We start from the raw sequence: 26657 nt of genomic DNA on the forward strand, positions 1-26657 counted from the left end.
CACTCGGTGCTTATATAGGAAGCCGGGCCGAAACTCCAACGTCCGCGGCAGTTTTCCAGTGGCGGTTTTTGTGGTGATTTCAAAAGGATATCACTGATTGCGACGATATGGCCGAGGCGCTTTCATGGCCGCCGAGGCAAAGCTCATTGTCAGGCCAATTTTTTGCTTCACAAAGCCGGAACCACGGACGCGTTCGGCAATTTATCGCCTCGCCGCCGGAGCCGGTAGGCACCGGGCGCCTCCCCCATCACGCGGCGGAAACGGCGGTTGAAGGTCGACAAATCGTTGAACCCAGCTTCGAAGGCGATCGTCGAGATCGCCTCGTCCGACATGCGCAGCCGCACCGCCGCCCTGTGCAGCCGGGTTTTCAGCACGAACTGGTAGGGCGTCATGCCCGCGACATGCCGGAAGCTGCGCAGGAAATGATAAGGACTGGTCGCCGTTTCGCTTGCAAGCTCGGCGAGCGAGACCGGCCTTTCGGCATCCTTTTCGATGCGCCGCACCGCCTCCGCAACGCGTTTCTGATCGCGGCGGCTCGGTGACCGGGCAGCGGACGTGACACCGGAGGCGACGGCTGCGCCGGCAATCCGCAGTCCGAGTTCCTCGAACGCCTCGATGTCGGCCATCTCGCGCGCGGCTTCCGCCTCGGCCAGCAGCCGTGCCAGCGCCGGCAAGGGCGGCAGAAGCGGCGTCTTGAAGGCCAGCTTCTTCGCGCCCGGCACATCGGCGACGATCTGCTCCATATAGGCCGGGCTGAAATGATAGGAGATGCAGCGGTCGCCGGCGCCATGCTCGTGCCCACACTCGTAGCAAGTGCGCGGGTTGCCGAGCAGAATTGCGCCCGGCGTCAACATCGCCGTGCCCTGGCGTGCGCGGTAGCGGAAGGTGCCGTTGGTCACCACTGCGACGCAGAAGTTGCGATGCTCTTCCTCGAACGGGCGATCAGCGACGCCGGCAGTGCAGACCACGTCCGACACCCGCCAGCCTTCTCCCGACGCCAGTGTATGCACGCTCCTCGTCATGGTCGAAAGATAGCAATTTTTCCCAAGCGCAAGAAGACTGCCAGGGCCTATTCTTCCCGGTCTCCTGACAATGTGGGCAGAAACCATGTTCAATTCATCCTCCTTTGCCGAAGCCCTGCACAGTGACGGGCCATCCGCAGGCCTTGCCGAAAAACTGAACCTTTACGGCCGCTTCGTCGGCGCCTGGACGTTCGATGCCACGCGCCATCTCGAAGACGGCCAGGTGCTGACCGGACGCGGCGAGGTGCATTTCGGCTGGGTGCTCGAGGGCTGCGCGATCCAGGACGTATGGATCTTGCCCGCGCGGAACAGTGGCGCACAGAACTCGCTCGGCAAATGGACCTTTTATGGCACGACACTGCGCGTCTATGACCCCGGCGTCGACGCCTGGCATATTTTCTGGAGCGATCCGCGCACCCAGTATTACAGCCGCCAGCTCGGCCGCGCCGAGGGCGACACCATCGTCCAGCAAGGCGCCGACGGCACCGGCGCCTCGGTGCGCTGGAGCTTTTCTCGGATCACCGAAAATTCGTTCCGCTGGCTGGGCGAACGCTCGCAGGACGATGGCGCGACCTGGCGGCTCGAAGTCGAGTTCCTGGCGCGGCGCGTCGCCAGCGCCTGACCTGCACGGTTCCCCCTGACGCCGCTTTGCTCTACCAATGCTGGGATCTCGGGCACGGCCCGGCGGGGAGGGTCAGAGATGCCGAGCTTCGACAGCCTGTTCAACGCCTTCGTCACCATTCTGGTGACCATCGACCCGCCTGGCCTGGCGCCGCTCTTCCTCGCCGTGACGCGCGGCATGAACCGCGAGGAGCGCAACCAGGTTTCCGTGCGTGCCTCGATCATCGCTTTCCTGGTGATGGCGGTGTTTGCAATCGCCGGCGCATCGATCCTGTCGGTGTTCGGCATCACGCTGCCGGCGTTCCGCGTCGCCGGCGGGTTCCTGCTGTTCTTCATCGCCTTCGAAATGGTGTTCGAGCGCCGGCAGGACCGCAAGGAAAAGATCGGCGACGTCGCCATCACCAAGGACATGATCCACAACATCGCCGCCTTTCCGCTGGCGATCCCGCTGATCGCCGGTCCGGGCGCAATTTCAGCGACCGTCCTGCTGTCCGGCTCGTTTCCAGGTTTTGGCGCGCAGGCAGCCCTTGTCGGCATCATCGCGATCTGCCTTGTCATCACTTACCTGGTGTTCGTGCTGGCCGAGCGCATCGACCGGGTCCTCGGCCAGACCGGCCGCTCGATCCTGACCCGGCTACTCGGCGTCATCCTGGCGGCGCTTGCCGTGCAGTTTGTCGCCGACGGCGTCAAGGCGTTGATGGCAGCATGAAAATGAAAGCGGCCTCGCGCTTGATTGCCGAGGCCGTCATTTTCGTTGTCCATCTCGCGCAACGAACCGCCACTGGCGGGCGCTATCCTACTTCGCCGTCGTATCAATAACTTCGAAGTCGTGGGTGATCTCGGCGGTCTTGGCCATCATTGCCGAGGCCGAGCAGTATTTTTCGATCGAAAGATCGATTGCCCGCCTGACCTTGTCATGCGAAAGCGCGCGGCCCTTGACGATGAAATGCATATGGATGCGGGTGAACACCCGCGGCTCCTTCTCCGCCCGGTCGGCATCGAGTTCGACCACGCAGTCCTCGACCGCCTCGCGGCCCTTTTCGAGAATGTGGACGACATCATAGGCCGAGCAGCCGCCAGTGCCGAGCAGCACCAGTTCCATAGGGCTCGGCCCCGGCGTCTTGCCATCCGGTCCGAACGCGGTTCCCAGCACCATCTTGTGACCGCTGCCGGACTCGCCGACGAAAGTGCGCTCCTCGACCCATTTGACCCGTGCTTTCACCTGATACGTCCTTTCACCGCACACCGCTCAAACGCACAACGTCCCGAAAATCCGAGACAGATTTCGGGACGCCAATGCGTGGCCTCAAATAGCTGGGTGTCAGTTGGCGCAGAGCCGCTCGCTCCGAGGGATCAGAACGGAATTTCGTCGTCGAGTTCGCGCGACGAACCACCGCCACCCTTGTTGCCGCCACCGCCGCCGCGATTGAGACTCTCGCCCGGGCCGGACTGGCCGAAATCGGAACCGCGGCTGCTGCCGCCACCGGCATAGCTGCCGACCTGACCGCCCTCGCCCTGCCCGCGTGCGTCGAGCATCTGCAGTTCCCCACGGAATTTCTGCAGCACGATTTCGGTCGTGTAGCGGTCATTGCCGGTCTGGTCCTGCCATTTGCGCGTCTGCAACTGGCCCTCGACATAAACCTTGGCACCCTTCTTCAGATACTGCTCGGCGACCTTGGCGAGTTGCTCGTTGAAGATCACGACATTGTGCCACTCGGTCTTTTCCTTGCGCTCGCCGGAAGTCTTGTCGCGCCAGCTTTCCGACGTGGCGACGCGGATGTTGACGACCGGCTCACCCGAATTCAAACGGCGGATTTCCGGGTCCGCCCCGAGATTGCCCACCAGAATGACCTTGTTGACGCTACCCGCCATGATACTTCTCCGCGCTCATCCGAAACAAATTTTCTCGCTCTCACCTTATAGACTGCGGACATTCCCCGCCTGCCGTGGCTGGCTTTTCCCACAAGGTTTTTGTTCTCTTTTCGTTCTAAAACCATCAATCCGTTTTGTCAAGGAATGTCAGCAATCGATGGGTTCCGCCGTGCCGTTCCATATGGGCGCGAAAAGACTGCTTGCCAAATCAATAAGTGTAGACTTATGCTTTGCTATGATCGAAGCCGAGATTTTTCGAGCGCTTGCCGACCCGACGCGCCGCGCCGTCTACGAACGGCTCGCCGCCGGCGAGATGACCGTATCGGAACTGCGCAGCGGCATGAGCGTGTCGCAACCGGCGGTCTCGCAGCATCTCGCAGTGCTGCGCGGCGCCGGCCTGGTGGCCGAGCGACGAGCCGGCCGCAACGCCTATTATCGCGCCGATCCGCAAGGGCTCGACCCACTGCTTGGCTGGATCGAGCGTTACCGTGCGTTCTGGCCCGAGCGTATCGAACGGCTCAAGGCGGTTTTGAAGGATATGGACCAATGACGGCAAAACAGCATTCAGAAAAACAGCATTCAGACATGACGGCAGACTCGATCGAGTTCGAGTGCGAGCTTCCAGACCCGCCGGAAAAAGTGTGGCGGGCGCTGACGGTGCCGGACCTGCTCGCGGCCTGGATGATGCCGAACGACATCAAGCCCGAGATCGGCAGCCGCTTTGCCTTTGCCAAGGCGGATGCACCGATCGAGTGCGAAATCCTCGACGCCGAGCCCGAACGCCTGCTGCGCTACTCCTGGCGGGAGCGGCCAGCGCCTGGCAACGCTGCGGATCCGCTCACCAGCCCGCGTGACAGCCCAACGGATAGCCCAATGGATAGCCCAATGGATAGCATTGTCACCTTCACGCTCGACCGCACCGTGTCGGGCGGCACGCATCTGCGCATCGTCCACGGGGGATTTGCGCGGGTAGCTACGCCTGCGGTTGCCGGCGCCGGTTGCCGGCTTTCGCTCAACGCACAAAACCCCAGACAGGCCATAGCCGCAAACACGCCTCGCCTCGTCCTGCGCGCGGCCTGAGCAGCACAACGGAGAAAAGCGATGAGCGGTTTTGCCAATCTGGTGCCGATGGTGATCGAGCAGTCGAGCCGCGGCGAACGCGCCTTCGACATTTTTTCGCGGCTGTTGCGCGAGCGCATCGTCTTCATCAACGGTCCGATCGACGACAATGTGTCGGCGCTGGTCTGTGCCCAGCTCCTGTCGCTGGAATCCGACAATCCCGATAAGGAGATTTCCCTCTACATCAATTCGCCGGGCGGCGTGGTGACCAGCGGTTTCGCCATCTACGACACGATGCAGTATATAAGCAGTCCGGTATCGACCGTCTGCATGGGCTTTGCTGCGTCGATGGCCTCCTTCCTGCTGATGGCCGGCACCCCGGGGCGACGCATCGCGCTGCCCAACACCAGCATCCTGCTGCACCAGCCGTCAGGCGGTTTCCAGGGCCAGGCCTCCGACATCCAGCGCCACGCCGAAGGCATCCTCAGGACCAAGCGGCGCATGACCGAGCTTTACGCGCACCATTGCGGTCGCACGTTCGAAGAGGTCGAACGCACGCTCGACCGCGACCATTTCATGACCGCCGCGGAGGCAAAGACCTGGGGCCTTGTCGATCATATTTTTGATACCCGCAAACAGGCGGCTTGAAAGCCGAACGCCATGAGCGATAGCAGCCAGGCCGTTCGGCCAGTTTGATCGCCACCGATCTGGCTTCGGCCAGAGTGCGGCAATACAGTCCGCCGATGTGCAGGATTTCACGCATTTGCTTGAACCGGCTGATTGTCGGTATCGCCGTCGCGGCACGGCGGGCTCCCCTTCTCCCCTTGTGGGAGAAGGTGGCCGAGCGAAGCTCGGGCGGATGAGGGGTGCTCCAGCTTGGCACCAAGAGCACTCCGTCCAACACCCCTTAACCGTCTTGGCGCTGCGCGCCAATCCACCTTCTCCCACAAGGGGAGAAGGCAAGACCGCGCTATTACCACCCCCGGCGATGGCACATCGTCCATCATCGCTGCCACAATGTCAGGAGTGTCGGCATTCGTGCTGCGCTTGCGCCACTGAATCGAATAGCCCCGCCGCTGCTTCCGCAAACGGTCGGGGCTTTCTTGGATCTGAAATCCAATTGCCGGGAGCGCACTGCCGGCTTTCGATCTCGGATGCTTCGCGGGGTTCGGCCGACGATCCGACTAGTAGTCTCTGATTTTCATTGGGATCGGCAGGTCACGGTTTGTCGGGCGGCGCATACGCCTGGCCCTGGCACTTATGCCTGCCGCGGCTCCAACGACATGTGGAGCCTCAAGGGACTGTCCGGTGGAGTCATTCCTCTGCTCTCCTCTTCTGTCCATTGCGACTGGTGTCGCCGAAGCGCATATCGCAAAAGCCTGCAACTCGTGCAGGCCGCCTTAGGCGGCGAGGCCATCGAAAGATAGTCGGCTTCGGTGACGTCTGGAGTCTGACTCCCTGACGCGTAGACGTCAACAGTTGGATAGCCGATTTACCAAAAACGTGATCGCTTGTGTGGCGAATCCGAAATTTGCATCCATTTTGAGCAGCGCGACGTCGGCTGTGGATACGTGGGCGCATTTGTCAGGAGCGTGTTCGGCCTTTGTTCTTTCCGCTTGCTCGCCCACGCGAAAGACGGTTAAAGGCTTGGGTCGAGAGTTCTCTCGAAACGGCGGCGAAAATACCTACATGGGAGATGGCCGGGACAACCCGCCATCCCACGAGATTCCAGATCTGAGGCGGCGAGCGGCGATGGCCGACCATAAATATCTTTCCATTCGCGGGGCGCGCGAACACAATCTGAAGAATGTCGATCTCGACCTGCCGCGCGACAGCCTGATCGTCATGACCGGCCTGTCGGGGTCAGGCAAGTCGTCGCTCGCCTTCGACACCATCTATGCCGAGGGTCAGCGCCGCTACGTCGAGAGCCTGTCGGCCTATGCGCGGCAGTTCCTCGAAATGATGCAGAAGCCTGACGTCGACCAGATCGACGGCTTGTCGCCGGCCATCTCCATCGAGCAGAAGACCACGTCGAAGAACCCGCGCTCGACGGTCGGCACCGTCACCGAGATCTACGACTATATGCGGCTGCTGTTCGCGCGCGTCGGCGTCCCCTATTCGCCGGCCACTGGCCTGCCGATCGAGAGCCAGACGGTTTCGCAGATGGTCGACCGCGTGCTGGCGGTCGAGGACGGCACGCGTCTGTTCATCCTGGCGCCGATGGTGCGAGGCCGCAAAGGCGAATACCGCAAGGAACTGCTGGAGCTGCAGAAAAAGGGTTTTCAGCGCGTCAAGGTCGACGGTGTCTTTTACGAAATCGCCGACGTGCCGGCGCTGGACAAGAAGTACAAGCATGACCTCGACGTCGTCGTCGACCGCATCGTCGTGCGCGGCGATCTGGCGACGCGGCTTGCCGATTCCATCGAGACCGCGCTGAAGCTCGCCGACGGGCTGGCGGTGGCCGAATTCGCCGACCGGCCGCTCGACGCCAGCCAGACCGGCGAGGATTCGGTCAACAAGTCGAAGAACGAGACGCATGAGCGCATCCTGTTCTCTGAAAAATTCGCCTGCCCGGTGTCCGGCTTCACCATTCCCGAAATCGAGCCCAGGCTGTTCTCCTTCAACAACCCGTTCGGCGCCTGCCCGACCTGCGACGGCCTCGGCAGCCAGCGCGCCATCGACGCCAGCCTGATCGTGCCCGACGACAATCTGTCGCTGCGCGCCGGCGCCGTCAGCCCATGGGCGAAATCGACCTCGCCCTATTACGTGCAGACGCTCGAGGCGCTGGGCAAGGCTTATGGCTTCAAGCTCGGCGACAAGTTCCGCGACCTGAGCGATGAGGCAAAGCAAGCCATCCTGCACGGCACCGGCGAGCGCGAGGTCACTTTCCAGTACGATGACGGGCTGCGCTCCTACCAGACGACAAAGACCTTCGAAGGCGTGATCCCCAATCTCGAACGGCGGTGGAAGGAAACCGAATCCGCCTGGATGCGCGAGGAGATCGAGCGCTTCATGTCGGCGACGCCTTGCCCGGCCTGCCGCGGCTACCGGCTGAAGCCGGAAGCGCTGGCGGTGAAGATTGCCGGCAAGCACATCGGCGAGGTCACCGAGCTTTCGATCCGCAAGGCCGACCAATGGTTCACCGAGCTGCCCGCCGCACTCAGCGACAAGCAGAACGAGATCGCGGTGCGCGTGCTCAAGGAAATCCGCGAGCGGCTGCGCTTCCTCAACGATGTCGGGCTCGACTACCTGACGCTGTCGCGCAATTCCGGCACGCTGTCGGGCGGCGAGAGCCAGCGCATTCGGCTGGCCTCGCAGATCGGCTCCGGCCTCACCGGCGTGCTCTATGTGCTGGACGAGCCGTCGATCGGCCTGCACCAGCGCGACAATGCGCGCCTGCTCGACACGCTGAAGCATTTGCGCGACATCGGCAACACGGTGATCGTCGTCGAGCATGACGAGGACGCCATCCTGCATGCCGACTATGTCGTCGATATCGGCCCGGCCGCCGGCATCCACGGCGGCCACATCATCGCGCAGGGAACGCCGCAGCAGATCATGGCCAGCCCCGCCTCGATCACCGGCAAATATCTGTCCGGCGAGCTCGAAGTGGCGACGCCGGCGGTGCGGCGCGAGGCCAAGAAGAACCGGCGCCTGAAGATCGTCGGCGCGCGCGGCAACAATCTGAAGAATGTTACCGCCGAAATCCCGCTCGGCACCTTCACCGCCGTCACCGGCGTCTCCGGCGGCGGCAAGTCGACCTTCCTGATCGAGACCTTGTTCAAGGCAGCGTCGCGCCGCATCAGGGGTTCGCGCGAGCACCCGGCCGAGCACGACCGCATCGAGGGCCTCGAATTCCTCGACAAGGTCATCGATATCGACCAGTCGCCTATAGGGCGGACGCCGCGCTCCAATCCCGCCACCTATACCGGCGCCTTCACGCCGATCCGCGACTGGTTCGCCGGGCTGCCGGAGTCCAAGGCGCGCGGCTATCAGCCAGGCCGCTTCTCGTTCAACGTCAAGGGCGGCCGCTGCGAGGCCTGCCAGGGCGACGGCGTCATCAAGATCGAGATGCACTTTTTGCCCGACGTCTATGTCACCTGCGACGTCTGCCACGGTAAGCGCTACAACAGAGAGACGCTCGACGTCCTGTTCAAGGGCAAGTCGATTGCCGACGTGCTCGACATGACGGTCGAGGAAGGCGTCGATTTCTTCGCCGCCGTGCCCGGCGTGCGCGACAAGCTGGAGACGCTGAAGCAGGTCGGCCTCGGCTACATCCATGTCGGCCAGCAGGCGACGACTTTGTCGGGCGGCGAGGCGCAGCGCATCAAGCTGGCCAAGGAACTGTCGCGCAAGGCGACCGGCAAGACGCTCTACATCCTCGACGAGCCGACCACCGGCCTGCATTTCCACGACGTCGCCAAGCTCTTGGAAGTGCTGCACGAGCTGGTCGACCAGGGCAACACGGTGGTCGTCATCGAGCACAATCTCGAGGTGATTAAAACCGCAGACTGGGTGCTCGACCTCGGTCCCGAGGGCGGCGACGGCGGCGGCGAGTTGGTGGCCTCAGGCACGCCGGAGGATATCGTCCGCGAAAAACGCAGCTACACCGGCCAGTTCCTCAGGGAACTTTTGGAGCGGCGCCCCGGAGGCAAGCGCGAAGCGGCGGAGTGAGTGAAGACTGGCTGGCGTTTGGAAGAACCTTCAAATGAAGATCAGAAGAGCGCTTGCCGGTGATCCTGATGCTGTCGTCCGGCTGACGCAAGCCGTCTTTGCGCCCTACGCCCAATCCGCACCGGCTGACGCTTGTCGACATGGCTAAAGCTGTCGAGACGCTCGCTACGGTCTGATCCATTTCAACTCGGGAGGACGACCATGACTCAATCTGGAAAAATCCGCGCCGGCATGGGTGGCTGGACCTTCGAGCCCTGGGACAAGTCTTTCTACCCGGACAAGTTATCCAAGGCGAAGCAACTGCACTATGCAACCCGGCAGGTGCCAAGCATCGAGGTCAACGGCACCTACTATTCGAGTTTCAAGGAGCCGACCTTCGTCAAATGGGCAAACGAAGCGCCGGACGGTTTTGTCTATTCGCTGAAGGGCAACCGTTTCGTCACCAACCGCCGTGTGCTCGGTGAGGCCGGCGAGTCGATGACGCGTTTCCTGGGATCGGGCGTCGCCGCGCTCGGCGACAAGCTCGGGCCGATCCTGTGGCAGTTCGCGCCAACCAAAAAATTCGACCCGCACGATTTCGAGGCTTTCCTCAAGCTGTTGCCTGAGAAGCAGGACGGCGTTGCGCTGCGCCATGCGGTCGAGGTGCGCAACGACAGTTTCGTCGTGCCGGAATTCGCCGCCCTGGCGCGCCAATACAAGGTCGCGATCGTCTATGCCGACCACGCCAAATATCCAGCAATAGCCGACGTCACCGGCGATTTCATATATGCCCGGCTGCAGACCGGCAGCGACGACAATCCCGACTGCTACACGCCAAAGACGCTCGACGAATGGGCGGCGCGGGCAAAGACCTGGGCCCAGGGCAAGGCGCCGGCCGACCTGCCGCGTGCCGATCCCTCAACCGAAGCGCCGCTCAAACCGCGTGATGTGTTCGTCTACTTCATCACCGAAGGCAAGGCCCGCGCGCCGTTCGGCGCCATGGCGCTGATGAAGCGCGTCACAGGCTGATGTTGGCGGCACATCGCGTCCACCCCTTCGGTCATGCCGCAACCACGACTTCGTTGTAGGCATCGAGATCGACGAAGAACACCTTGGTGAGCTCCGCGATCAGTTCGTCGTGGTCGTATCCTTGCGATTTCAGAATATCGACGGCGGTCACGATGTCGACGCGCTCGGTAAGCCGTCGTTTGTGGTGGTCCTCGACGTAACGTTCCATCGGCTGCCCTGGCCCAAGTGCCCCAAATGCGTTTGAACAACGATCAGATCGCAGGAAGGGGCTGCTTGCACGGAACGTGCCGGCTGAGCCTGCGCCTGATCTGTCGACGTGACTGATACGGAAAGCGGCCGACTCAACAAGGCCAAGTAAAGCCTAGCATGCAATCTTCAGCGCGCCAGAGGCGTTCAGGAACAAAGGCGTTCAGGAAAGACTGGGCGGGCATTCGCGACTTCGTCATCCTTGGGCGCAGCGATGCGAAGCGGCGCGAAGACCCAAGGATCCATGCCGTAGCTTCTGGGCGTCGCCACGGGGCAGAATCCAGGAAAGTGTACGCTGGAAAACGGCTTCTGTTCTTGACCGCTGCACTCTTTGGCTGACTGCACGGCGTGGATCCTGGGGTCTGCGCCGCGTCGCTTTGCTCCTTGCTTCGCCCCAGGATGACGACGGGATGGACCCTACACCGTAAGAAACTTCCTCACATCCGCCCGGTCGAGATCCTCGGCCGGGCCGGTGTGGACGATCAGGCCGCGGTCCATGATGTTGACCTCGTCGGCCAGTTCCCGGCAGAAATCGAGATACTGTTCGACCAGCAGCACGGCGATATCGGCCTGGTCGCGCAGATAGCGGATGGCGCGGCCGATATCCTTGATGATCGACGGCTGGATGCCTTCGGTCGGCTCGTCGAGCACCAGCAGTTTCGGCCGCATCACCAGTGCCCTGCCAATGGCAAGCTGCTGCTGCTGGCCGCCGGAAAGGTCGCCGCCGCGGCGCGCGAGCATCTGCTTCAGCACCGGGAACAATTCGAAGACGTGGCCGGGAATGTTGCGGTCGGCCCGCTTCAATGGCGCAAAGCCCGATTCGAGGTTTTCCCGCACTGTGAGCAGCGGGAAGATCTCCCTGCCCTGCGGCACGAATGCGATGCCCGACCGGGCGCGATCATACGCCGCGCTCCGGTCGAGCGCCTTCCCCTCGAAGGCAACGCTTCCGCTCGTCAGCCGGTGGTGGCCGACGATCGATCTCATCAAACTGGTTTTGCCGACGCCGTTGCGGCCGAGCACGCAGGTGATCTTGCCGGCGCCGGCCTTCAGCGAGACGCCACGCAACGCCTGGGCGGCGCCGTAGTGCAGCGTGGCGTTGGAGACTTCGAGCATGGTCAGCGCCTTCTCCAGCGCTTGAAGAACGAAAGATCGAAATGATGGAACGGAACGCGCCAGACCATGATCATCTCCCCAGATAGACTTCGACGACACGTTCGTCGGCCGAAACGAAATCGAGCGAGCCTTCGGACAGCACCGAGCCTTCGTGCAGGCAGGTGACCTTGACGCCGAGCTCGCGCACGAAGTGCATGTCGTGCTCGACGACGATGACCGAGTGGTCGCGGGCAATATCCCTAAGCAGCCGCGCGGTCTCCTCGGTCTCGGCGTCGGTCATGCCGGCGACCGGTTCGTCGACCAAAAGCAGCTTCGGATCCTGCGCCAACAGCATGCCGATCTCGAGCCATTGCTTCTGGCCGTGGCTGAGATTGGCGGCAAGCTCGTCGCGCTTGTCACCGAGCCGGATGATACCGAGGATGTCGTCGATCCGCCGCGCCTCCGCCGCCGATCGGCGATGGAACAGTGCCGGGAAGATCGAGCGTGGGCCCTTCAGCGCCAGCATCAGGTTGTCCTCGATCGTGTGGCTTTCGAACACCGTCGGCTTCTGGAATTTCCTGCCGACGCCCATCATGGCGATCTCGGCCTCGTCATGTTTCGTCAGGTCCACCTGCCCGTCGAAGTAAACCTCGCCCGAGTCGGGGCGCGTCTTGCCGGTGACGATGTCCATCATCGTGGTCTTGCCGGCGCCGTTGGGACCGATGATCGCCCGCATCTCGCCCTTGTCGAGCACCAGCGACAAATTGTTGATGGCGCGAAAGCCGTCGAAGGAAACCGAGACGCCGTCGAGATAAAGGATGGTGTTGCTCTTCGGCATCGCTCACTCCGCCGGCTGCGGTTCGGGGCCGGATGCGGACCGGTCGCCCGGCGTTCTCGCAGCCGAGCGAACGATCTTCGGCGGTGGCGGGACGGCAGGATCGGTGCCGGCCTCCCCAATGATCGGGTCGGCGATCGAGGCTGCGCGCAGCGCCCTGGCATTGCCGCGCCAGGAATCCCACATGCCGACGATGCCCTTGGGCAGGAACAGCGTGACAGCGACGAATAGTCCGCCCAGCGCAAACAGCCAGAACGCCGGCAGCACGCCGGTGAACCAGGATTTGCCGGCATTGACCACGAGCGCGCCGATGATCGGCCCGACGATGGTGCCGCGCCCGCCGACGGCCGCCCATACCACGACCTCGATCGAATTGGACGGCTCGAACTCGCCTGGATTGATGATGCCGACCTGCGGCACGTAGAGCGCCCCGGCAATGCCGGCCATGACAGCCGACACGGTGAAGGCGAACAGTTTGACGTTTTCCGCCCGCCAGCCGAGAAAGCGCGTGCGGCTCTCGGCGTCGCGCACCGCCATCAGCAGCTTGCCGTATTTGGAACCGACGATCGCCCAGGTGACGAAGACGGCGAGGGCCAGCGTGACGGAGCTGGCCGCGAACAATGCCGAGCGTGTCGCATCCGCCTGCACGTTGTAGCCGAGAATATCCTTGAAGTCGGTCAGGCCGTTGTTGCCGCCGAAACCCATGTCGTTGCGGAAAAAAGCAAGCAGCAGCGCATAGGTCATCGCCTGGGTGATGATCGACAGATAGACGCCGGTGACGCGGCTGCGGAAGGCGAACCAGCCGAAGACGAAGGCGAGCAGGCCAGGCACCGCAAGAACCATGATCGCGGCAAACCAGAACTGGTCGAAACCGTACCAGAACCACGGCAATTCCCCATAATTCAGGAACACCATGAAGTCCGGCAGCAGCGGATTGCCGTAGACGCCGCGCGAGCCGATCTGGCGCATCAGATACATGCCCATCGCATAGCCGCCGAGCGCGAAGAAGGCGCCGTGGCCGAGCGAAAGGATGCCGCAATAGCCCCAGACGAGATCGAGCGCCAGGGCGAGCAGCGCATAGCAGAGATACTTGCCGGTGAGCGCGACGACATAGGACGGCACGTAGAACGCACTCGTCGGCGAAACCGCAAGATTGAGCAGCGGCACGATGATGGCGACCGCCAAAAGGATGAAGATCGTGATGGCGATGCGGCGGTCGGCGCCGGCGGCGAAGAAGCGTCCGGTGATCATGCTTCCACCGACCTGCCCTTCAGCGCGAACAGGCCGCGCGGGCGTTTCTGGATGAACAGGATGATGAGGACGAGCACGACGATCTTGCCGAGGACCGCCCCAGCATAGGGTTCGAGGAACTTGTTGACGATGCCGAGCGAGAAGGCGCCGACCAGCGTGCCCCAGAGATTGCCGACGCCGCCGAAGACGACGACCATGAAGCTGTCGATGATGTAGCCGCGGCCGAGATTGGGCGAGACATTGTCGATCTGGCTGAGCGCCACACCGGCGATGCCGGCAATGCCGGATCCCAAGGCAAAGGTAAGCGCGTCGACCCACGGCGTCCTGATGCCCATCGAAGCGGCCATGCGGCGATTGGCGGTGACGGCGCGCATCTGCAGGCCCCAGGGGGTGCGCTTCATCACATAAAGCAGCACCGCGAACACGCCGAGCGCGAATACCAGTATCCAGAGCCGGTTCCAGGTCACCGCAAGCTGGCCGATATAGAACGAACCCGACATCCACGACGGATTGCCGACCTCCTGGTTGGTCGGCCCGAAGATGGTGCGCACGGCCTGCTGCAGGATCAGCGAGACGCCCCATGTCGCCAGCAGCGTCTCCAGCGGCCGGCCGTAGAGAAAACGGATCACGCCCCGCTCGATGACGAGGCCGACGAGCGCCGCGACCGAGAAGGCGAGCGGCAGCGCGATAACCAGCGACCAGTCGAACAGGCCGGGAAAGGAGGTTCGGATCACCTCCTGCACGACAAAGGTCGTGTAGGCGCCGAGCATCACCATTTCGCCATGCGCCATGTTGATGACGCCCATGACGCCAAAGGTGATGGCGAGGCCGATCGCCGCCAGCAGCAGCACCGATCCGAGCGAAATGCCGTACCAGATGTTCTGGCCCGCATCCCACAGCGCCAGCGTCGAATTGATGTTGGCGATCGCCGCCGTCGCCGCGTCCTTGACCGCGCCTTCGGAATTGGCCTCGACGGCGGTGAGCAGGGACAGGGCGTTGCGATCGCCGCGCCCGCCAATCAGGGCGACCGCCGCCAGTTTGTCGGTCTCCGGCCTGTCGGACACCAGAACCGATGCGGCGCGGGCCTGTTCGAGCAGCGCTTTGACGCTTGCCACGCTCTCGCTGGCGATTGCGGCATCGAGCGGCTCGATGTTTGTCGCGTCGGGCGTCCTGAACATGGTGTCGGCGGCGGCAATGCGCGCGGCCGGATCATTTGCGCCGAGCGTCAGCGTGCCCAGCGCATCGCGGATGGCGCGGCGCAGCGTGTTGTTGACCTTGATCTTGGTGATCTCGCTTTTGGCCGCGTCACCGGATTTTTCACCGCTCAGCGGGTCGAGCAGCTCAACGCTGCCGCCAGCTGCCTTGCCGATGAAAACCAGCGAATCGGCCTTGCGGACGTAAAGATCGCCCTCGGCAAGCGCGCCAAGCGGACGTTCGACGGCAGTATCACCGGTGGCCGCCAGCTCGCGAACGACAGCTTCGGTGGCCGAGAAATTCGAGGCAGTGGCAAATTTGGCAATGATGGCGCGCAGATCCGCTTCGGCAGCGTTCGACGGCGACAGCATCCCCAGGAGGAGCAGCAGCGTCAGGCCGATCGCGCGGGTGAGGATCATCGATTTCTGCGATTCTTGAGGGTTGAAACTTCGCGTCCGGGCGAACTGGAGGAGAGGACGAGTTCGCCCGGACGCGTCGCGGTCCAGGTCGTGGAGAAATCCACGACCGTCAGACCCGGGAGGATCAGTTGGTTCCCTTGCCGCCGCATTTGCCGGTGGCGACATTAAAATTGCCGCAGGACAGAGGCGCGCGCCAATCGGAAATCAGGTCCTTCGAATCGGCCAGATAGTCGGACCACTCGTCGCCCATCACCAGGTCAGGCGTCTGCGAGACGGTCTCGAACTGGCCATCGGCCTGGATTTCGCCGATCAGCACCGGCTTGGTGATGTGATGGTTCGGCATCATCGTCGAATAGCCACCGGTCAGGTTCGGCACCGAGACGCCGATCACGGCGTCGATGACCTTGTCAGGATCGGTGGTGCCGGCCTTCTCGACCGCCTTCACCCACATGTTGAAGCCAACATAATGGGCTTCCATCGGGTCGTTGGTGGTGCGCTTGTCGCTCTTGATGAACTTGTGCCAGTCGGCGATGAACTTGGCGTTCTCGGGCGTATCGATGCTCTGAAAATAGTTCCAGGCGGCGAGATGACCCACGAGCGGCGCGGTATCGAGACCGGCAAGCTCTTCCTCGCCGACCGAGAAGGCCATGACCGGGATATCCTCGGCCTTGATGCCCTGGTTGCCAAGCTCCTTGTAGAACGGCACGTTGGCGTCGCCGTTGACCGTCGAGACGACGGCGGTCTTCTTGCCGGCGGAGCCGAACTTCTTGATCGCCGCGACCTCGGTCTGCCAATCCGAGAAGCCGAACGGCGTGTAGTTGACCATGATGTCTTCGGCAGCGACGCCCTTGGCTTTCAGATAGGCTTCGAGGATCTTGTTGGTGGTGCGCGGATAGACGTAGTCGGTGCCTTCAAGCACCCAGCGCTTCACCGAACCGCCGTCCTCGCTCATCAGATAGTCGACAGCCGGAATTGCCTGCTGGTTCGGCGCCGCGCCGGTGTAGAACACGTTGCGCTCGCTCTCCTCGCCCTCATACTGGACGGGGTAGAACAGGATGTTGTCGAGTTCGCTGAACACCGGCAGCACCGACTTGCGCGACACCGAGGTCCAGCACCCGAACACCGCCGCGACCTTGTTCTTGGAGATCAGCTCGCGCGCCTTTTCGGCGAACAGCGGCCAGTTCGAAGCCGGATCGACGACGACCGCTTCGAGTTTCTTGCCGAGCAGGCCGCCCTTTGCATTCTGCTCTTCGATGAGCATCAGCATGGCGTCCTTCAGCGTCGTCTCCGAAATCGCCATGGTCCCCGACAGCGAGTGGAGGATACCCACCTTGATCGTGTCGTCAGCCGCCCTGGCCGGGACGCTCATCAGCAGGCCGGCCGTGACCGCGCCTGCCGAAAACATTTTTGTTATTGTCGAGAAACTGCCCCGCATATTTCAAAACTCCCTGACTGGTTAATCGCATCGCGAACAGACCATGCAACGGCTGTGCCAACCGCAGGAGCAAAATCAAGCGGGTCTGGATTTCCTAGCCCTATCAGCCGGTTAATATATTAGCCGCCAAAGATAAGCGCCGCTGCCAGTGCTCTGCTTGAGAAAAAGTCCCCCGCTATCGCCCAATTTTTGATCACTCGCGAATTAATGCATGAATTTTGAGCAAAAGACGGCGAACTGTTGTGGCGCTGCAGGAAAATGGGGCAAGATCGATCTTCAAAAGAGCGACCGCATGACCTCCAGGATTTCTCGCATTTTCAGCACCATGCTTCTGGTTGCGGCAACCGGCAGTGCCCGCGCCGACTTCACCGATGGCAAATTGCCGGACGGCACCTATCACTGCGAAGTCTATCTGCTTGGCATGTTCCTCAGCCTTGGCGACATCACCGTCAAGGGCAATGTCTATAGCGGCCCGGTGAGCTTCGGAACCGCCCGGCAGGGCTACAACTATCAGATGAATGCAAATGGCGAGATCACCTGGTTGGGCCCGTTGGGCGGCTACACGACCGGCGGCAACTCGATCTCGCTCACACAAGCCACCCTGGACGGCCAAACCAGCCCGTCCTTCGACATCATCATGAAGCAGCCTGACGGCGCCTTCACCGCCTCGACCTGCACGAAGCGTTGAACGGCCGACAAGAAAGAGGCGCGAAACCTTGTGAGGTTCCGCGCCAGCAGGCAGTCGGGAGGCTATGGCTAAATGCTTTTGGCCGACATTTGTCCGGCAATGTACTCGGCCTGACGGATCGCCAGCGACACGATCGTCAATGTCGGATTTTCAGCCCCGCCCGTGGTGAACTGGCTGCCATCCGACACGAACAGGTTCTTGATATCGTGCGCTTGGCCATGCTTGTTGACGACGCCGTCGGCCGCCTTCTCGCTCATCCGATTGGTGCCAAGATTGTGGGTCGACGGATAGGGTGGCGTCGGGAAGGTCCGCGTCGCCCCGACCGCCTCGTAGAGCGCCGAGCCCTGTTTGTAGGCGTGGTTGCGCATCGCCGTGTCGTTGGTATGGTCGTCGAAATGGACGTCCGCCACCGGCATGTCGTGCTCGTCCTTGATATCGGCATGCAGCGTGATGCGGTTTTCCTCGCGCGGCATGTCCTCGCCGACGATCCACATGCCGGCCATGTGGTCGTAGTGGTCGAGCGCCGTGGTGAAGGAACGCCCCCAGCCGCCGGGATTGAGGAAGGCGGCCATGAACGGCAGGCCGAGCGACAGCGTCTCGAGTTCATAGCCGCCGACGAAACCGCGCGAGGGATCGTTGCGGGCCTCATCGCGGATGATACCGGCCATGGTGGTGCCGCGATACATATGCACCGGCTTGTCGAAGATGCCGTAGACCGAGCCGGTGGTGTGGCGCATGTAGTTCTTGCCGACCTGCCCCGACGAATTGGCAAGGCCGTCGGGAAACTGGCTCGACGCCGAATTGAGCAGCAGCCGCGGGCTCTCGATCGAATTTCCGGCGACCGCGACGATGCGGGCCTTCTGTTCCCTCAGTCTGCCGTCCTTGTCGGCATAGACGACCCCGGTTACCTTGCCCGACGCATCGTGGTTGATCTTGATGGCCATGGCATTCGGCCTGACCTCGAGATGGCCGGTCGCCTCGCCCTTGGGAATTTCGCTGTAAAGCGTCGACCATTTGGCGCCCCATTTGCAGCCCTGGAAGCAGAAGCCGGTCTGCTGGCAGGCATTGCGGTCGTCGCGCGGCTCGGAATTGATTGCCATCCGGCCGGTGTGGCACTCCTTGTAGCCGAGCTTGTCGGCGCCGGCCTTCATCACCTTGAAGTTGTTGTTGCCGGGAAGGCCCGGGATGTTGCTGGTGAGCGTCACGCCTAGCTTGTCTTCGGCCTTTGCGTAGTAGGGCTCGAGCTCGGCAAGCGTGATCGGCCAGTCGAGCAGGTTCGCGCCTTCCAGTTTTCCGTAGGTCGAAAGCGTTTTGAATTCGTGCTCCTGAAAGCGCAGCGAGGCGCCTGCCCAGTGCGTGGTCGAGCCGCCGACCGCCTTGACGATCCACGCCGGCAGGTTGGGGAAATCCTTCGCCACCCGCCAGTCGCCCGAGGTCGTGCGCTTGTCCGTCCAGGCGAGTTGGGCGAATGAATCCCACTCGTCATTGATGAAATCCTCGTATTCGTGACGGGCGCCCGCCTCCAGCATGACGACATCGACGCCCTTCTGCGCAAGTTCATTGCCGAGCGTGCCGCCGCCGGCGCCCGAGCCGATGATGACGACCACGCCGTCGTTGTTGAGATCAAATGGTGCTGCCATGGTTTCCTCCCATGATGTCTGTTGTGTGCGGTTGCGACGACGGGGCTCAGAGCCACTCGATGTCGTCGAACCCGCGCGCCATGTAGCCGCCCTTGGAGTAGGATTCGCCCTCGTAGCCGAAGATCGGCCAGACCTTCTTCTGGTTGTAGAGGCCGACGACAAGCCCGCCGCGGACGGCCTGGAAGAACGGCGTGTCCTCGATATCCCTGAGCACCGCAACGCGCTGCTCCTCCCAGCCGAGACCGGTGTAGCCGTCCTTGCCCGATTTCAGGTCGAGATCGGCGATACCCTTTTCGACAAGGTCCTTGTGGGCAGGGTCCTTGCCGGCCTGCTCATCGTGCGCCTTGACGGCGATTGCGTAATATTTGTCAGGCACTTGGTCGTGCGGGTAGATGTCGCGCGCCATCTGGATCAGGGTCGCCATGGTTTCGGGCTTGAGCGCGGATGTTTCGAGACCCCAGGCATGTTCCGGGCTGATGACGGCACTGCCTGAAATGACCAGCAGCGCGCCGACACCGCCGCGCTTCAGTAGCTCGCGGCGCGATAGAACCGGCTTCGTTTCATGGACCGGCTTGCTCTCATAAATTGTGACCAATTGTTCCTCCCTTGCTTGCTGTCTGCACCCGAAGGTGCCCTGGCTGGCGCCGCGCTGGCCGGCGCGGCCGTCGTATCTCCTATTTGAACCGGCCCTGACGCTGCAGGACCTCGATCTTGTAGCCATCGGGATCCTCGATGAAAAAGAAGCGTGCGAGCAGCGCTCCGCCGCGGTTGAACTCGACGATCTTCTTCGGGATCAGGCCAAGCGCGCCGAGCCGGTCATGCTCGCTGTCCAGATCGGCGACCGAAACCGCGAGATGGCCGTAGCCGTCGCCGAGCGCATAAGGCTCCTGGCGGCCCTTGTTGACGGTGAGCTCGACCTCGAGCTCCGCCTCGGCATTGCTCAGATAGACGAGCGTAAAGGTTTCGAAATCGAGCCGTTCGGCGACGTCCAGTCCAAACGCTTTCCGGTAGAAGTCGACGGACCGGGCCTCGTCGAGAACCCGGATCATGGTGTGGATCGCCTTCGCCAAATGACACTCCGTGCGGTAAGCGCGATGTGCGCGTCGGCGTGATTATGCGCGGGTTGCGGCAAACGTGGTGGCAGCCGATTACCACGCGCTAATCTAACGACGGGGAAAACCGCTTAAGGACGAAAGTCCGATTGCTGTTTTCCGCTTTCCAGCTGAAGATAATTGGCCACGACAAGGCACTGCCAAAGGCGCGAATCACTGCTGATTGCGCCCAAAATCAATAAGAACGGCCAGATCAATAAGAACGGGAGGTAACGATGTGCAGGGTTTTTGCCGGGCAGGATCCGGAAGGCTACCGGCAGATCAACCGGTCGATTCGTATCGACGGGCATTCGACCAGCATCCAGCTCGAGGCGACGTTCTGGGCATTGCTCGACGAGATCGCCGACAGCCAGGGCCTGACGACGCCGAAATTCATCTCGAAGCTCTATGACGAGGCCATCGAGATCAATGGCCAGATCCCGAACTTCGCCTCGATGCTGCGCACGACCTGTGCTCTCTATCTGCGCGGCCATCGGCCCGGCATCGAAGAACACACGGCGCCGAAGCGGCAGGCAGCTTAACTTTCGACCGCGACATCGAGCGCCAGGCGGGTCATATCGGTGAAGAGCGCCTGGCGTTCGGAATAATCGGTTTGCTCGCCGGTCACCACATTGTCGACGACAGTCAGCATCGACAACGCCCTGGCGCCGAAATGCGCGGCGATGCGATAGAGCGCGCTGGTCTCCATATCCACGGCCAGCGCGCCCTGTGCCTGCGCTTCGGCGAAGCGGTCGCGCCCCTTGGGGTGATAGAATATGTCGCTGCAGATGGTCAGTCCGGCCTGATGTTCGATGCCGATTTCGGCAGCCCGGGCCAGGGCTTGGGAAACCAGCTCCGGATCGGGTCCGGCATCAGCACCATAAAGCCCAAAAACCTGGCCGCTCTCGGCACTTTCACCCCGCACCGCTTGCGAGATCACTAAACTGCGCAATTTGACCGCGGCAGTCAGGGCACCACAGGTACCGGTGCGGATCAGTGTCCTCACGCCATGGAAGTCCAGCAATTCATGGGCGTAGATCAGGAACGACGAGACGCCGATGCCGGTGGACTGGATGCTGACGGGCTTGCCGCGAAACAAGCCGGTAAAGCCGAGGGCCTGCCTTCGACGGTTGACGCAACGCGGCGCCTCGAGAAAGGTTTCCGCCATCCATTCGGCACGCTGCGGATCGCCCGGCAACAGCACTGTTGCCGCATAATCACCCTTGCCTGCCTCGTTGTGCGGCGTCACGGCATGCTCCCCAAAACCCGCCGTCTGTTTGGCCCCATAATCATGGCAGTCTCACGCCATTTCGCAAGTGCGAATTAGTGAGCCCTAAAGCGCGTCGCGTTTGACCGGCCTCATGCGGCGCGCTTTAGGTTGTCGTTTTATGCATGTCGTTATCGCAAAACCGCTGCACACTTTTGCGCGACATGCATTAAGATTCCAGCACGTCCTTGACGATTGTGGCCAGTTGCTTGAGCGAAAACGGCTTCGGCAGGAAACCGAAATGCGCGTCTGCCGGCAGGTTCTTGGCGAACGCGTCCTCCGCGTAGCCGGAAACGAAGACGAATTTGATGTCCGGCTGCCGCTTGCGCAATTCGCCAAGCAGCGTCGGCCCATCCATTTCCGGCATCACCACATCGGAAACGACAATGTCGATCTTGCCGCCGAGCGCCTCGAAGATTTCCAGCGCCTCGACGCCCGAGGACGCTTCGTGGACGGTGTAACCGCGCGACGTCAGCGCCCGCATGCCGCCCATGCGCACGGCATCCTCGTCCTCGACGAGCAGCACCGTGGCCGAACCTGACAGGTCTTTGGCTGCGTCGGCGACCTTTGCCGGTGCAGCCGGCGCCTCGCCGGGCTCGCCTGCCGTTCTCGCCTCAGCAATGTAGCGCGGCAGGAAGATGCGGAACACCGATCCTTTGTCGACCTCGGACTCGCAGAAGATGAAGCCGCCTGTCTGCTTGATGATGCCATAGACCATCGACAGGCCGAGGCCGGTGCCCTTGCCAACCTCCTTGGTGGTGAAGAAGGGTTCGAAAATCTTCTTGAGCACTTCGGGGGCGATGCCGCTGCCTGTGTCTTCAACTTCGACCACCACATAATCGGCAGGCGCAAGTTCGCGGTAGGGAAGGCTCTTGCTCTCCTGTGTGGTCACGTTGCGGGTGCGCACGGTGAGCTCGCCGCCGTTCGGCATCGCGTCGCGCGCATTGACCGCCAGATTGACCACCACCTGCTCGAACTGCCCGATGTCGACCTTCACCGGCCACAGATCGCGGCCATGATCGACCTTCAGCTTGATGTCGTTGCCGACCAGACGGGCCAGCAGCATCCGCAGATCGGCAAGCACGTCGGTCAGGTTGAGCACCTCCGGCCGCAGCGTCTGCTTGCGCGAGAAGGCCAGAAGCTGCCGCACCAGCGAGGCCGCCCGGTTGGCGTTCTGCTTGATGTTCATGATGTCGGGGAAGGACGGGTCCGACGGGCGGTGATTGGTCAACAACAGGTCCGACGCCATGATGATGGCGGTCAGCACATTGTTGAAGTCGTGTGCGATGCCGCCGGCAAGCTGGCCGACCGCCTGCATCTTCTGGCTTTGCGCCATCTGGCCCTCGAGCGCCTTCTGCTCGGTGGTCTCGACGGCGTAGACGATGGCCGATTCTTCGGCGCCCTCGCCGGTGCCGTCGGCAACCGCGTTGACGTAGAAGCGCATGTGCCGTTCTTCATTGCCGGGCAGCAGCGTATCGATCGGTTCGATATCGGCCTGCCGTTGTCGCGCTTTTTCGAACGCCGCGGCAAAGGCGGGGCGGTCACGCTCATGGATCACAGTGTCCAGCCGCACGCGCCGATCGACCGCGTCCCCGTCGACGACGGAGGAAAACAGCGACAGGAAAGGCGCGTTGGTGCGCAGGATGCGCCCGCGGTTGTCGACGGCCGCTATTGCCATCGGCGTCGAATTGAAGAAGCGGGTGAAGCGGATCTCCGAGGCGCGCAGATCGGCGGAAGCGTCCTCGCCTTGCGTCCGGTTGAGCACGATGGTGCGCGTCGGACCGTTGGCGCCCTCGCGGCTGGCCGAAACCCGATGCATGAAACGCACGGGCAGCGCCTCGCCCTTCACTGTCGTCAGATCGAGATCGATGACCGCATTGCGGGTGGTGCCGGGATCGGCCTTGACCGAGCGGACCAGCGCCATGCCGTCGCCGGCGACGATCTCCGCAAGCGTGACGGCACCAGGCGTGAAGCTCGTCAGGTCGATGCCCAGCCACTCCGCAAGCGTGGCGTTGATGTAGGTGACGCGGCCTTCCTGGTCGGCCGAAAAGAAGCCGGCAGGCGCATGGTCGAGATGGTCGATGGCCTCCTGCAGATCAAGGAAGAAGCGCTCCTGCTCGGCCCGTTCTTTCGAGATGTCGGCGAGTTGCCAGGCGAGCAAGGGCAGCCGCTGGCCCGGAACGCTGAAGGCGCGGGCGCGGACACGGTACCAGCGCGCGCCCGGCTCAGCGCCGGGTCGAATGGATTGGGCAAGCCTAAACTCACCGTCGCCGGGCTGGCCGTCGCGCAGGCCGGAGGCGAGCCGGTATATGGTCACCGAGGCCTCGGGAACATCGGACAGCAACCCTTCGACGGTCTTTAGATCCGCCGCAGAAGCCGCGCCCGTCATCTCGGCATAGGCCCGATTGGCGTAGACGACACGACCCTTGGTGTCGGTGACCAGGAGGCCTTGCGACATTGAATCGACGAAGGCTTTCGACAGCTCGTCACTCGTCGAGCGCGGTGTGATCTGCACGAAGCCGATGGCGGTGGCGAACAGGAAGCCGACACCGATCATCGCAAGCACGCCAAGCATTCCAAGCAGGAATGGATCGCCAAGACGTTCTCGGAAAAGGCCGAAAACGATCGCCGCTCCTGTCAGCACAACGATGAAGACGATGAGCCGGGTGACCGCGCCCGGTCGCGTGTTCTGGTCGACGATCGGTACCGGATAGAAATCGCCGCGCGCTTCCTTGGCCATGTGCCCCCTGCTCGTGAAGTCCGGTACTTGCCCCTGCCCGGTTGAATCACATTCTCAGGGTCCGGAAAAGGCCTTGGCGGCCACTGTCCGCTAAAAATGACACCCGTTCGGCGCCTGGTGCGGCGAATCCGAAATTCGCATCATTCCTGGTCCGACGCGAGCGAATTTTGGATTCATCACGCCAGCAACTTGCTGAAAATCCAGCGTCGTGGATTGAAGTGGGGACGCTGACGCCCTCAATTCGCAGGAGCTTGAAATCCACCACATGGGTGTTTCAAGCTGTTCACGAAGCGCGAAACGTAACTTGCAGTCGCGTGCCGCAACAGTCTAGTGTCGCGTCTTCTTCGAAAGCTGATTTTGGGTGCACCAATGCTGCAGTGGCTGGATAGCGTGGCGGGTCCCGGTTATGCCGCGGCGATCCTGTGGACCGTTGTCGCGCTTGTCCTTGTGGTCATCGTTCTCCTCATCATCAAGCTGGTCCGCAATCTGACTTTTGGAACATTCGTTGCCGGCGGCAGGAACCGCAAGACGCGGCTGGCGGTGATGGACGCCACCGCAGTCGACAGTCACCGCCGGTTGGTGCTGGTGCGCCGCGACGATATCGAGCACCTGCTGCTGATCGGCGGCCCAACCGACGTCGTCGTCGAACGCGACATCAGGCTGTCGGCGCTACGCCGTCCTGCACTGACCGGAGATGGCGGCGGCCATCAGCCGGCACCGCCGCCGCGCGCGCCGCAACCGGCTCCCGCGCCAGTGAGGCAAACACCGTCTCCGCAGCCGGCAAGCAACGCCCCAACGCCGGGCCGGCCGCATCAGCCCGCCCCGGCGCCGAGGCCAGCAGCGCAAAGCCCTCAATCGACGACCATCACGCCGCTGCCCGCCTACACCAATGCCGTTCGGTACGCGCCATCGCCGGCAAGACAGGATTCCCCGGCAAAGCCGAATTCCCCGGCAAAAGAGGATTCCATCGACGATACGCTGATGAGGGAGCTCGAGGTCCCGTTTGATGACCCGCACCCCGCCAAGCCGGCGGCGAAAGAGCCGTCGTCTCTCGATGACGAGATGACGAAGCTTCTCGGCGAGTTGTCCAGCCAGAAGAGATAACCGGCCAACAGCCAATAAAAAAATGGCCGGAGACCGGCCATGACAAATTCGCTGGCTGCTTTTAGACGCTTCGCCCGCTTGGACGCTTCGCCCGTGCTTCAGTCGTCGCGGTAGACCTTCTCGCGGCGTTCGTGGCGCTCCTGCGCCTCGATCGACAGGGTCGCGATCGGACGCGCATCGAGCCGCTTCAGCGCGATCGGCTCGCCGGTTTCCTCACAATAGCCGTAAGTGCCTTCATCGATGCGCTGAAGCGCAGAATCGATCTTTGAAATGAGTTTCCGCTGGCGATCTCGGGCGCGAAGTTCGATGGCGCGGTCGGTTTCCGAAGAGGCGCGATCGGCGAGATCGGGGTGGTTGGCGTTTTCCTGCTGCAGGATTTCGAGAGTTTCGCGCGCTTCGCGCAGTATGTCGTTCTTCCAGGTGACGAGCTTCAGGCGAAAGTAGGATTTCTGCCGCTCGTTCATGAACGGCTCGTCTTCGGAGGGTACGTAATCGGCGGTAACGATGTCGTTCATTCGACTCACCCAGACAGCCCCAAATTTGGCGCCTATATATTCACGGACCGAATGCTGCACAAGCGCAATCGACGACAGATTCACGCAATTGTTAATCTCGGCCAAAATGCCATGGGCCGCATCATTCGCATGAAGGGCGCGACCGAATTCGCGTATGATTCGTTAGGTTTGTAGGGCGCCGGCCATTGTGCGCAAGGCGTTTCTCATGACTAATCCCGCAGCGCCTTTTGACGAGTTTCGGTGTTTGGCACAAGCGAGGGACCGGTGAGCAAGCTTTATCTGCTGAGGCATGCGAAGGCCGGATGGGCCCTGCCGGGCATGCGCGATTTCGATCGTCCGCTCGACGCATCCGGCGTCGCCGACGCCGAAACGATTGGTGCGGTCATGCGGGCCTGCAACTACATTCCGGACCTGACCCTTTGCTCGAATGCAAAGCGAGCGCGCCAAACGCTTGAGGGCCTGGCCGGTCACACCGATACGGGCCGGGTCCTGTTCCTGGAGACGCTCTACAGCGAGGATGCCGCCGGCTATCTCAAGCTCATCCGCGGCAATGGCGAGCCAGGCTCGCTGCTCGTCGTCGGCCACAATCCAATGACGGAAGATCTCACCATCGCGCTTTCGGGCGATGGCGAGGAGGCTGCCAGGGGAATGCTGAACCACGGCTTCCCGACCTCCGGCCTCGCGGTCGTCCGTTTTCCAGGCAGTCTTGCCAACGCCGCGCAAGGCACCGGCTATCTCGAAGCCTTCCTGTCGCCGGCCGATATCTGACGCCTTTTCAAACGTAGCGTGGTGGATTTGACGTTCCTGCCACTTCAATGGCGTCAGCGTTCAGGAACTTCAAATCCAAAACCACGCTAGAAACGATGGTTTGCCAGTGTGACTTA

At 62.3% G+C, this 26657-nt stretch carries 26 protein-coding genes; 11 read left to right on the forward strand and 15 right to left on the reverse strand.

Annotation, left to right across the window (positions count from 1 at the left end; translation table 11 throughout):
- Nucleotides 1–167: 167 nt before the first annotated feature.
- Entirely contained in the window at nucleotides 168–1022 is an 855-nt protein-coding gene (locus tag AC0L28_RS08645; protein WP_473476778.1) for a helix-turn-helix transcriptional regulator, read from the reverse strand.
- Nucleotides 1023–1107: 85 nt separating this feature from the next.
- Between AC0L28_RS08645 and AC0L28_RS08650 the strand changes: the two genes are divergently transcribed.
- Entirely contained in the window at nucleotides 1108–1644 is a 537-nt protein-coding gene (locus AC0L28_RS08650; RefSeq protein ID WP_473476780.1) for a hypothetical protein, read from the forward strand.
- 78 nt (nucleotides 1645–1722) lie between these two features.
- A complete protein-coding gene (locus AC0L28_RS08655; RefSeq protein WP_287222143.1) occupies nucleotides 1723–2352 on the forward strand; it encodes a MarC family protein in 630 nt (209 codons plus the stop codon).
- Between the two features lie 87 nt (nucleotides 2353–2439).
- Here AC0L28_RS08655 and AC0L28_RS08660 read toward each other — a convergent pair whose 3' ends face one another.
- Both AC0L28_RS08660 and AC0L28_RS08665 read right to left on the reverse strand, forming a co-directional pair.
- Nucleotides 2440–2865: an OsmC family protein gene (locus AC0L28_RS08660; RefSeq protein ID WP_287214922.1), complete on the reverse strand. Its 426-nt coding sequence runs from the start codon at nucleotides 2863–2865 to the stop codon at nucleotides 2440–2442.
- A 131-nt stretch (nucleotides 2866–2996) separates the two neighbouring features.
- Nucleotides 2997–3515 carry a single-stranded DNA-binding protein gene (locus AC0L28_RS08665; RefSeq protein ID WP_091593708.1) on the reverse strand — a complete coding sequence of 173 codons (519 nt, stop codon included), beginning with the start codon at nucleotides 3513–3515 and terminating at the stop codon, nucleotides 2997–2999.
- Between the two features lie 235 nt (nucleotides 3516–3750).
- On the opposite strand from AC0L28_RS08665, the gene AC0L28_RS08670 reads away from it, so the two are divergent.
- From AC0L28_RS08670 to AC0L28_RS08690, 5 genes are all read left to right on the forward strand, one after another.
- Nucleotides 3751–4065, forward strand: coding sequence for an ArsR/SmtB family transcription factor (locus AC0L28_RS08670; RefSeq protein WP_287214918.1), 315 nt, complete (start codon nucleotides 3751–3753; stop codon nucleotides 4063–4065).
- A 35-nt stretch (nucleotides 4066–4100) separates the two neighbouring features.
- Nucleotides 4101–4595, forward strand: coding sequence for an SRPBCC family protein (locus tag AC0L28_RS08675; RefSeq protein ID WP_473476783.1), 495 nt, complete (start codon nucleotides 4101–4103; stop codon nucleotides 4593–4595).
- Between the two features lie 21 nt (nucleotides 4596–4616).
- Nucleotides 4617–5222, forward strand: coding sequence for an ATP-dependent Clp protease proteolytic subunit (locus AC0L28_RS08680; protein WP_473476786.1), 606 nt, complete (start codon nucleotides 4617–4619; stop codon nucleotides 5220–5222).
- A 1104-nt stretch (nucleotides 5223–6326) separates the two neighbouring features.
- Nucleotides 6327–9248, forward strand: coding sequence for an excinuclease ABC subunit UvrA (gene uvrA / locus AC0L28_RS08685; RefSeq protein WP_473476788.1), 2922 nt, complete (start codon nucleotides 6327–6329; stop codon nucleotides 9246–9248).
- 201 nt (nucleotides 9249–9449) lie between these two features.
- On the forward strand, nucleotides 9450–10256 hold the full coding sequence (locus AC0L28_RS08690) for a DUF72 domain-containing protein (protein ID WP_473476791.1): 807 nt from the start codon (nucleotides 9450–9452) through the stop codon (nucleotides 10254–10256).
- A gap of 31 nt (nucleotides 10257–10287) precedes the next feature.
- Here AC0L28_RS08690 and AC0L28_RS08695 read toward each other — a convergent pair whose 3' ends face one another.
- The 6 genes from AC0L28_RS08695 to urtA form a co-directional block, all read right to left on the reverse strand.
- Nucleotides 10288–10464, reverse strand: a complete 177-nt coding sequence (locus AC0L28_RS08695) for a hypothetical protein (protein WP_473476794.1) — start codon at nucleotides 10462–10464, stop codon at nucleotides 10288–10290.
- Nucleotides 10465–10919: 455 nt separating this feature from the next.
- Complete coding sequence (gene urtE, locus AC0L28_RS08700; protein ID WP_023801155.1) at nucleotides 10920–11615, reverse strand: urea ABC transporter ATP-binding subunit UrtE; 696 nt, start codon at nucleotides 11613–11615, stop codon at nucleotides 10920–10922.
- A gap of 70 nt (nucleotides 11616–11685) precedes the next feature.
- Nucleotides 11686–12432, reverse strand: a complete 747-nt coding sequence (gene urtD / locus AC0L28_RS08705) for an urea ABC transporter ATP-binding protein UrtD (RefSeq protein ID WP_128172373.1) — start codon at nucleotides 12430–12432, stop codon at nucleotides 11686–11688.
- 3 nt (nucleotides 12433–12435) lie between these two features.
- A complete protein-coding gene (gene urtC / locus AC0L28_RS08710) occupies nucleotides 12436–13680 on the reverse strand; it encodes an urea ABC transporter permease subunit UrtC (RefSeq protein ID WP_473476797.1) in 1245 nt (414 codons plus the stop codon).
- A complete protein-coding gene (gene urtB / locus AC0L28_RS08715; protein ID WP_128169043.1) occupies nucleotides 13677–15293 on the reverse strand; it encodes an urea ABC transporter permease subunit UrtB in 1617 nt (538 codons plus the stop codon). Before urtB ends, urtC begins: the two co-directional genes overlap by 4 nt.
- 124 nt (nucleotides 15294–15417) lie before the next feature.
- Nucleotides 15418–16728 (reverse strand): urea ABC transporter substrate-binding protein, encoded by a 1311-nt coding sequence (urtA, locus tag AC0L28_RS08720; protein WP_473476800.1) that lies wholly within the window; start codon nucleotides 16726–16728, stop codon nucleotides 15418–15420.
- A 292-nt stretch (nucleotides 16729–17020) separates the two neighbouring features.
- On the opposite strand from urtA, the gene AC0L28_RS08725 reads away from it, so the two are divergent.
- Nucleotides 17021–17416: a hypothetical protein gene (locus tag AC0L28_RS08725; protein WP_023801150.1), complete on the forward strand. Its 396-nt coding sequence runs from the start codon at nucleotides 17021–17023 to the stop codon at nucleotides 17414–17416.
- A 68-nt stretch (nucleotides 17417–17484) separates the two neighbouring features.
- Here the strand turns inward: AC0L28_RS08725 and AC0L28_RS08730 are convergent, their stop codons facing one another.
- The 3 genes from AC0L28_RS08730 to AC0L28_RS08740 form a co-directional block, all read right to left on the reverse strand.
- Nucleotides 17485–19056, reverse strand: a complete 1572-nt coding sequence (locus tag AC0L28_RS08730) for a GMC family oxidoreductase (RefSeq protein WP_473476803.1) — start codon at nucleotides 19054–19056, stop codon at nucleotides 17485–17487.
- A 46-nt stretch (nucleotides 19057–19102) separates the two neighbouring features.
- A complete protein-coding gene (locus tag AC0L28_RS08735; protein WP_473476806.1) occupies nucleotides 19103–19651 on the reverse strand; it encodes a gluconate 2-dehydrogenase subunit 3 family protein in 549 nt (182 codons plus the stop codon).
- A 79-nt stretch (nucleotides 19652–19730) separates the two neighbouring features.
- Nucleotides 19731–20126: a VOC family protein gene (locus AC0L28_RS08740; protein ID WP_473476809.1), complete on the reverse strand. Its 396-nt coding sequence runs from the start codon at nucleotides 20124–20126 to the stop codon at nucleotides 19731–19733.
- A gap of 257 nt (nucleotides 20127–20383) precedes the next feature.
- On the opposite strand from AC0L28_RS08740, the gene AC0L28_RS08745 reads away from it, so the two are divergent.
- A complete protein-coding gene (locus tag AC0L28_RS08745) occupies nucleotides 20384–20689 on the forward strand; it encodes a ribbon-helix-helix domain-containing protein (protein ID WP_077384009.1) in 306 nt (101 codons plus the stop codon).
- Here the strand turns inward: AC0L28_RS08745 and AC0L28_RS08750 are convergent.
- Entirely contained in the window at nucleotides 20686–21396 is a 711-nt protein-coding gene (locus AC0L28_RS08750) for a purine-nucleoside phosphorylase (RefSeq protein WP_128169038.1), read from the reverse strand. The two genes, AC0L28_RS08745 and AC0L28_RS08750, sit on opposite strands and share 4 nt — an antisense overlap.
- Before the next feature lie 187 nt (nucleotides 21397–21583).
- Nucleotides 21584–24154 (reverse strand): cell cycle histidine kinase CckA, encoded by a 2571-nt coding sequence (gene cckA / locus AC0L28_RS08755; protein ID WP_128169037.1) that lies wholly within the window; start codon nucleotides 24152–24154, stop codon nucleotides 21584–21586.
- Between the two features lie 369 nt (nucleotides 24155–24523).
- On the opposite strand from cckA, the gene AC0L28_RS08760 reads away from it, so the two are divergent.
- Complete coding sequence (locus AC0L28_RS08760; protein ID WP_473476813.1) at nucleotides 24524–25258, forward strand: hypothetical protein; 735 nt, start codon at nucleotides 24524–24526, stop codon at nucleotides 25256–25258.
- 98 nt (nucleotides 25259–25356) lie between these two features.
- Here AC0L28_RS08760 and dksA read toward each other — a convergent pair whose 3' ends face one another.
- A complete protein-coding gene (dksA, locus tag AC0L28_RS08765) occupies nucleotides 25357–25773 on the reverse strand; it encodes an RNA polymerase-binding protein DksA (RefSeq protein ID WP_006202025.1) in 417 nt (138 codons plus the stop codon).
- 264 nt (nucleotides 25774–26037) lie between these two features.
- On the opposite strand from dksA, the gene AC0L28_RS08770 reads away from it, so the two are divergent.
- Nucleotides 26038–26541 carry a SixA phosphatase family protein gene (locus AC0L28_RS08770; protein ID WP_473476817.1) on the forward strand — a complete coding sequence of 168 codons (504 nt, stop codon included), beginning with the start codon at nucleotides 26038–26040 and terminating at the stop codon, nucleotides 26539–26541.
- The last annotated feature ends 116 nt before the right edge of the window (nucleotides 26542–26657 follow it).

Source organism: Mesorhizobium sp. WSM4847 (assembly GCF_055811335.1).